The 4,640-nt window shown below is 70.6% G+C and carries 6 protein-coding genes; 3 read left to right on the plus strand and 3 right to left on the minus strand.

Annotated elements, in window-relative coordinates:
- Positions 1-59: 59 nt before the first annotated feature.
- Together AB0C69_RS38300 and AB0C69_RS38305 are read right to left on the minus strand one after the other, a co-directional pair.
- The gene (locus AB0C69_RS38300) at positions 60-446 is read right to left on the minus strand and encodes an SCO5389 family protein (protein WP_353835411.1); all 387 of its coding nucleotides are present in this window, start codon (positions 444-446) and stop codon (positions 60-62) included.
- 132 nt (positions 447-578) lie between these two features.
- Positions 579-770 (minus strand): hypothetical protein, encoded by a 192-nt coding sequence (locus AB0C69_RS38305; RefSeq protein WP_360360855.1) that lies wholly within the window; start codon positions 768-770, stop codon positions 579-581.
- A gap of 161 nt (positions 771-931) precedes the next feature.
- On the opposite strand from AB0C69_RS38305, the gene AB0C69_RS38310 reads away from it, so the two are divergent.
- Positions 932-2,149, plus strand: coding sequence for a HEAT repeat domain-containing protein (locus tag AB0C69_RS38310; RefSeq protein ID WP_360360858.1), 1,218 nt, complete (start codon positions 932-934; stop codon positions 2,147-2,149).
- Between the two features lie 69 nt (positions 2,150-2,218).
- On the opposite strand, the gene AB0C69_RS38315 is transcribed toward AB0C69_RS38310, so the two are convergent.
- On the minus strand, positions 2,219-3,379 hold the full coding sequence (locus AB0C69_RS38315) for a transposase (protein WP_360360861.1): 1,161 nt from the start codon (positions 3,377-3,379) through the stop codon (positions 2,219-2,221).
- Between the two features lie 23 nt (positions 3,380-3,402).
- On the opposite strand from AB0C69_RS38315, the gene tnpA reads away from it, so the two are divergent.
- The gene (gene tnpA / locus AB0C69_RS38320; protein ID WP_360360864.1) at positions 3,403-3,879 is read left to right on the plus strand and encodes an IS200/IS605 family transposase; all 477 of its coding nucleotides are present in this window, start codon (positions 3,403-3,405) and stop codon (positions 3,877-3,879) included.
- Between the two features lie 65 nt (positions 3,880-3,944).
- Positions 3,945-4,625, plus strand: coding sequence for an endonuclease NucS (nucS, locus tag AB0C69_RS38325; protein ID WP_345184112.1), 681 nt, complete (start codon positions 3,945-3,947; stop codon positions 4,623-4,625).
- Positions 4,626-4,640: the final 15 nt, after the last annotated feature.

Consider the following 4,640-nt stretch of genomic DNA (forward strand, 5'->3'; position numbering starts at 1 on the left):
GGCGGCCCCGCGGCGCCCCCGCCCGCCGCCCCCCCCCCCCCCGCCGGGGGGGGAGCGGGTCAGCAGTCGCGGAGTTCGGGGGACTGGTTGAGGATCTGTTCGCGGGCCGTGACGAACGTCCGGTAGGCGGAGGAGTCCTGGGTGGGGAAGACCGCGACGCGGTGGCAGTTCTGGAACGCGAGTCTCACCCCGAAGTAACGCTCCAGCGCGCCTCGCATGGCGTCGCTGGCGAGGACGCGGAGGAGCTGGCCGCGCGCCGTCTCGTCCGGCGGCGGGGTGAGGTTGTCGGCGAAGTCTCCGCCGTCCACCTGGAGCCGGGCCACGAGGCCGCTGATCATGTCCCAGGCGTAGGGGAGGGAGGTCCTGATGCACTCGACGAAGTCCGCGTCGCCGACCTCGCCCTTCTGCGCCGTCTCCAGCAGTTCCGGGGTCACGTCGAGAGACATGGGGGTCCTTTCGCAGACGGAGGATGAACACCCACCCGCAGACGGTAATCACGGACCCGGGAGAATTCCAGGCTTGACAAAGGTTTTCATTCCGCTATGACGGCGGCCCCGGCCGACCGGCCGGGGCCGCGGTCACCGCGCGGGCGCGGTGCCGTGCTGGCGCCGCCGCCGCGCGGCCGGCCGGGCGGCGATCCGCTCGGCGCGCTCGGCCCAGTACTCGCGGGCCCGGCGCACCAGTCGCGCGTCCCGCTCGGCCCCGGCCTCCGCGCGCAGCGCGCGGGCCCGCTCGCTCATGAGCGACTGCATGATCTCGTGGTGGTACACGGCCCCTCCCGAATGGTCCGGGCCGATCGGCACGGCCCGACATCCAAGAGACTCTCGCTAAGGCCCCCGTCCCCACATGGGCACGACGCCTTATATCGCCCGGTCAGTGGCCTTAGGCCTGCTTAGGGCGGACGGTCCGGTGCCGGTGGCATGATCGCGGCATGGGCGAACCGCTGGCGGGGCTGGACGGCATCGACTGGGCGGGCCTCGACCACGCCTACGGGTCGGCGGAGGACGTGCCCGACCTGCTCCGCGCCCTTTCCTCCTCCGACGAGGACGAGCGGGAGGCGGCGCTCGGCGAGCTCTTCACCACCGTCTTCCATCAGGGGAGCCGGTACGGCGCGTCCGCCGCAGCGGTCCCGTTCCTGCTCGGGCTGGCGTCCCATCCCGGCACTCCCGAACGCACCTGGCCGCTCTACCTGGCGGCCGCGCTCGCCGTCGGGTACGACGAGGCGCATCTGCCGTCGGGCGTCGACATCACGGCTTGGCGCGAGAAGGCGGCGCGGCTGCGGAACTCCGACCCGGCGGCCGAGGCACGACGGCTGGACGCGTGGGTCGCGGAGGCGGCGAACGAGCAGGAGCGCCGCGCAAGAGCCTTCGACCGGGACCACTTCGACTTCGCGTGGGCGCTGCGCTCCGTCGAGGCCGAACTCGCCGCCTACGACGCCGTCCGCGCCGGTCTGCCCACCGTGCGGACCTTGCTCGGTGATGACGACGCCGGAGTGCGGGCCGCCGCCGCGTACACGGCGGGCTGGTTCCCCGAGGAGGCGGCGGCCACCCTCCCCGCGCTGGAGGCGCTGCTCGAAGCCGAGCAGGACCCGGTCGTCATCGCGCATGCGCTCGTCGCCGCCGGGCTCCTGGAGGGCCGGGCGCTGCTCCCCCGGTTCCGCGATCACCTGGCCGCCGCCGAGCCATTGCCGCGCTGGGCCGCCGCGATCGCACTCGCCCGGCTGGGGGCGGCCGACGCACCCGTCATCGCCGAACTGGCGGCCTCCAGCGCGTCCCCGCCCGAGGGGGAAACCGCCTACCTGGAGAACGACCTGCGCCTCTACCCGGCCCTGACGCTGGCCGCGCTGGACGAGGCACCGCCCGAGGCCGTCGACGCCGTCCTCGACGGCCTGTCCCGCACGTCCGACGAGGCGTCGTTCCCGATGGCCGCGGCTGCGCTCAGACTGACGTTCCGCACACCGGCCCTCCCACTCCCCCGGTTCGCCGCCCTCACCCCCGCGCAGCAGCGGACCGTCCGCACGATCGCCGAACTGCCGCCCGAGAGCTGGCAGTGGGGCAATCTGCTGGAGATCCTCCGCGCCTGGGGCCTGCCCACCGACCACGACGAGTGCCGCCGGTACGCCGGTCTCGCGTCAACTACTCGACCCTGAAGGGCTTTGTTTATGCTCCCGACTGTCTCCTACCGGGGGACGGTCACGGGTCACATCGCCGGTTCCTCATCAGGTGGGGACCGGTGGGGGCATGGTGACGAATACCCACGCCGAGCGTGCGCGATCACGCACGTTGACCCCGGCGACGACGTCGGCGGGCCCAGCGAGACCGCACCGGCGACAGCGGAAATGGTCCCGAGCGGGGCGGTTGCCGCGCTCGGTGTGGCCGCAGCGCGGGCAACGCTGCGAGGTGTAGGCCGGGTCCACCTCGATGAACGGGACGCCGGCGCGGCGGGCCTTGTAGGCGATGAACGCGCCGAGCTGGTGGAACGGCCAGGAAGACTGCCGTGCTCGCTGGTCGCGTCGAACCGTGACCCGCCCGCCGATCCCCTGGAGCAGTTCCAGGGCGATGCCGCGTTCGGTGCGTTGGGCGACAGCAACGACGGTCTTGGAGATCGTGTGGTTGGTGTGGGTCGCGTGCCGCGACTCACGGCGTGCCCGCTTCTTGAGCAGCTGCGCGGCCGAGCGTGTCTTCTTGGCCTGGATCTCGGACTTCTTGCGGGCCTGCCAACGCCGGTACCGGTCCAGGCGCCGCCCGGAGTGGTTGTGGCCGTCGCTGGTGGTGGCCAGGTTGGTGATGCCCCGGTCCACCCCGAGCCAGTCCCGCGGCTCATACCGCGGCGCTTCGGGGACCTCGCAGGTGGCGACCAGGAACCACTTCCCGTCACGGCGGACCAGGTCCGATTCGCCTTTACGGTACTGAGTGAGCTGCTTGAGCGCCGCCGCCGAACCGGCGAAGCGGACATTCTTCAGGCGTCCGTCCATCGTCCAGATCGACACAGTCCGGGCGTCATGATTCCACGACAGGCACCGGTCATCGTAGGTATGCGCGGCGTCCGGCCGAAAGACGATCGGCTTGGATTCGGCTTTGCGGCGCCGCCTGGAGCCCTCACCGCCGAGGTTCCCGACCCGGATATTGGCCCGCAGTGTGGAGTAGGCGTCCACTACCCGCTTGATGACATGCTGCGCGGCCTGCGCGCCCAGACCACGGGCCTTGAGCTCGCCGTAGGCCATCGACCGCAGATCCCTGACCGACCCCTTGAGCCCGTAGACGGCGAACGAGGCGGCCGACACCTGATTCGCGCCCTCGTTCACCGTGTGCAAAGTGCGCTCAAGGGCCCGGGCCTGCGCGGCGTCCGGGATGAGCTTGACCTGCACCACGAGCTTCACGCCAAGGACCCTACATTTGGCCTATGTCACCTCGCTGGGAAACGAACCCGAACACAAGAAGGGGCCGCAGTGTCGTCCACACCCTCCACGCACACTTGGTCTTCACCACCATCCACCGGCACGCGTCATTCAACGACGCCATCCTGACCAGGTGCGAGGACATCATGCGCCAGGTGTGCGCCGACTTCGGCGCCGAACTGACCGAGTTCAACGGCGCGGCCGACCACATCCACCTCCTGGTGCACTATCCGCCCAAGATCGCACTGTCCCGCCTGGTCGGCTCACTCAAGGGCGTCTCCGCCCGGTACCTGCGCCAGGAATTCCCCACCCACGTCCGCAAGTATCTGCAGGGCGAGCACTTCTGGTCCCCGTCCTACTTCGCCGCCTCCTGCGGCGGCCCACCCCTATCAACCGTCGCCGACTACATCGAGAAACAGAGACAGCCGGACCAGGGGCGCCAGGGCGCCCCATGCGAGCAAAGCGATTCCTCCCAGCCCTGAAGGGCCGGGGTCCCCTGCTAGAAACGTACTGAACCAGGCCTGACGTCGCACTAAGGTGATGCACCGTGCGTCTCGTTATCGCCCGCTGCAGCGTCGACTACGCCGGCAAGCTCACCGCCCACCTGCCGATGGCCCTCCGCCTGATCCTGATCAAGGCGGACGGGAGCGTGAGCGTGCACGCCGACGACCGCGCCTACAAGCCCCTCAACTGGATGAACCCGCCCTGCTCGCTGCGCGAGGAGGTCTACGAGGAGAACGGCGCCATCGCACGATGGACGGTCACGCACGGCAAGTCCGGCGAGCGGCTGATCCTCACCATCGAGGAGCTCGTGCACGACACCAGCCACGAGCTCGGCATCGACCCCGGCCTCCAGAAGGACGGCGTGGAAGCGCACCTTCAGGAACTGCTCGCCGAGCACATCACCACCCTCGGCGACGGCTACACCCTGATCCGCCGCGAGTTCCCCACCGCCATCGGGCCGGTCGACATCCTCTGCCGCGACGCCACGAGCGCCACCGTCGCCATCGAGATCAAACGCCGAGGCGAGATCGACGGCGTCGAGCAGCTCACCCGCTACCTGGAGCTGCTGAACCGCGACCCGCACCTGGCCCCCGTCCGCGGCGTCTTCGCGGCCCAGGAGATCAAGCCCCAGGCCCGCGTCCTCGCCACCGACCGCGGCATCACCTGCGTCACCCTCGACTACGACGCCCTGCGCGGCATCGAACACGAGGGCACCCTCTTCTGACGCCCCTCCCGGGCC

Origin of the sequence: Actinomadura sp. NPDC048032 (genome assembly GCF_040653175.1) — a bacterium.
Lineage (GTDB): Bacteria > Actinomycetota > Actinomycetes > Streptosporangiales > Streptosporangiaceae > Spirillospora > Spirillospora verrucosospora.

Excerpts from the sequence above, each read along its gene's own strand:
- AB0C69_RS38310 (WP_360360858.1), top strand. The coding sequence starts at position 932 with ATGGGCGAACCGCTGGCGGGGCTGGACGGCATCGACTGGGCGGGCCTC.
- AB0C69_RS38300 (WP_353835411.1), bottom strand. The coding sequence starts at position 446 with ATGTCTCTCGACGTGACCCCGGAACTGCTGGAGACGGCGCAGAAGGGC.
- tnpA (WP_360360864.1), top strand. The coding sequence starts at position 3,403 with ATGTCACCTCGCTGGGAAACGAACCCGAACACAAGAAGGGGCCGCAGT.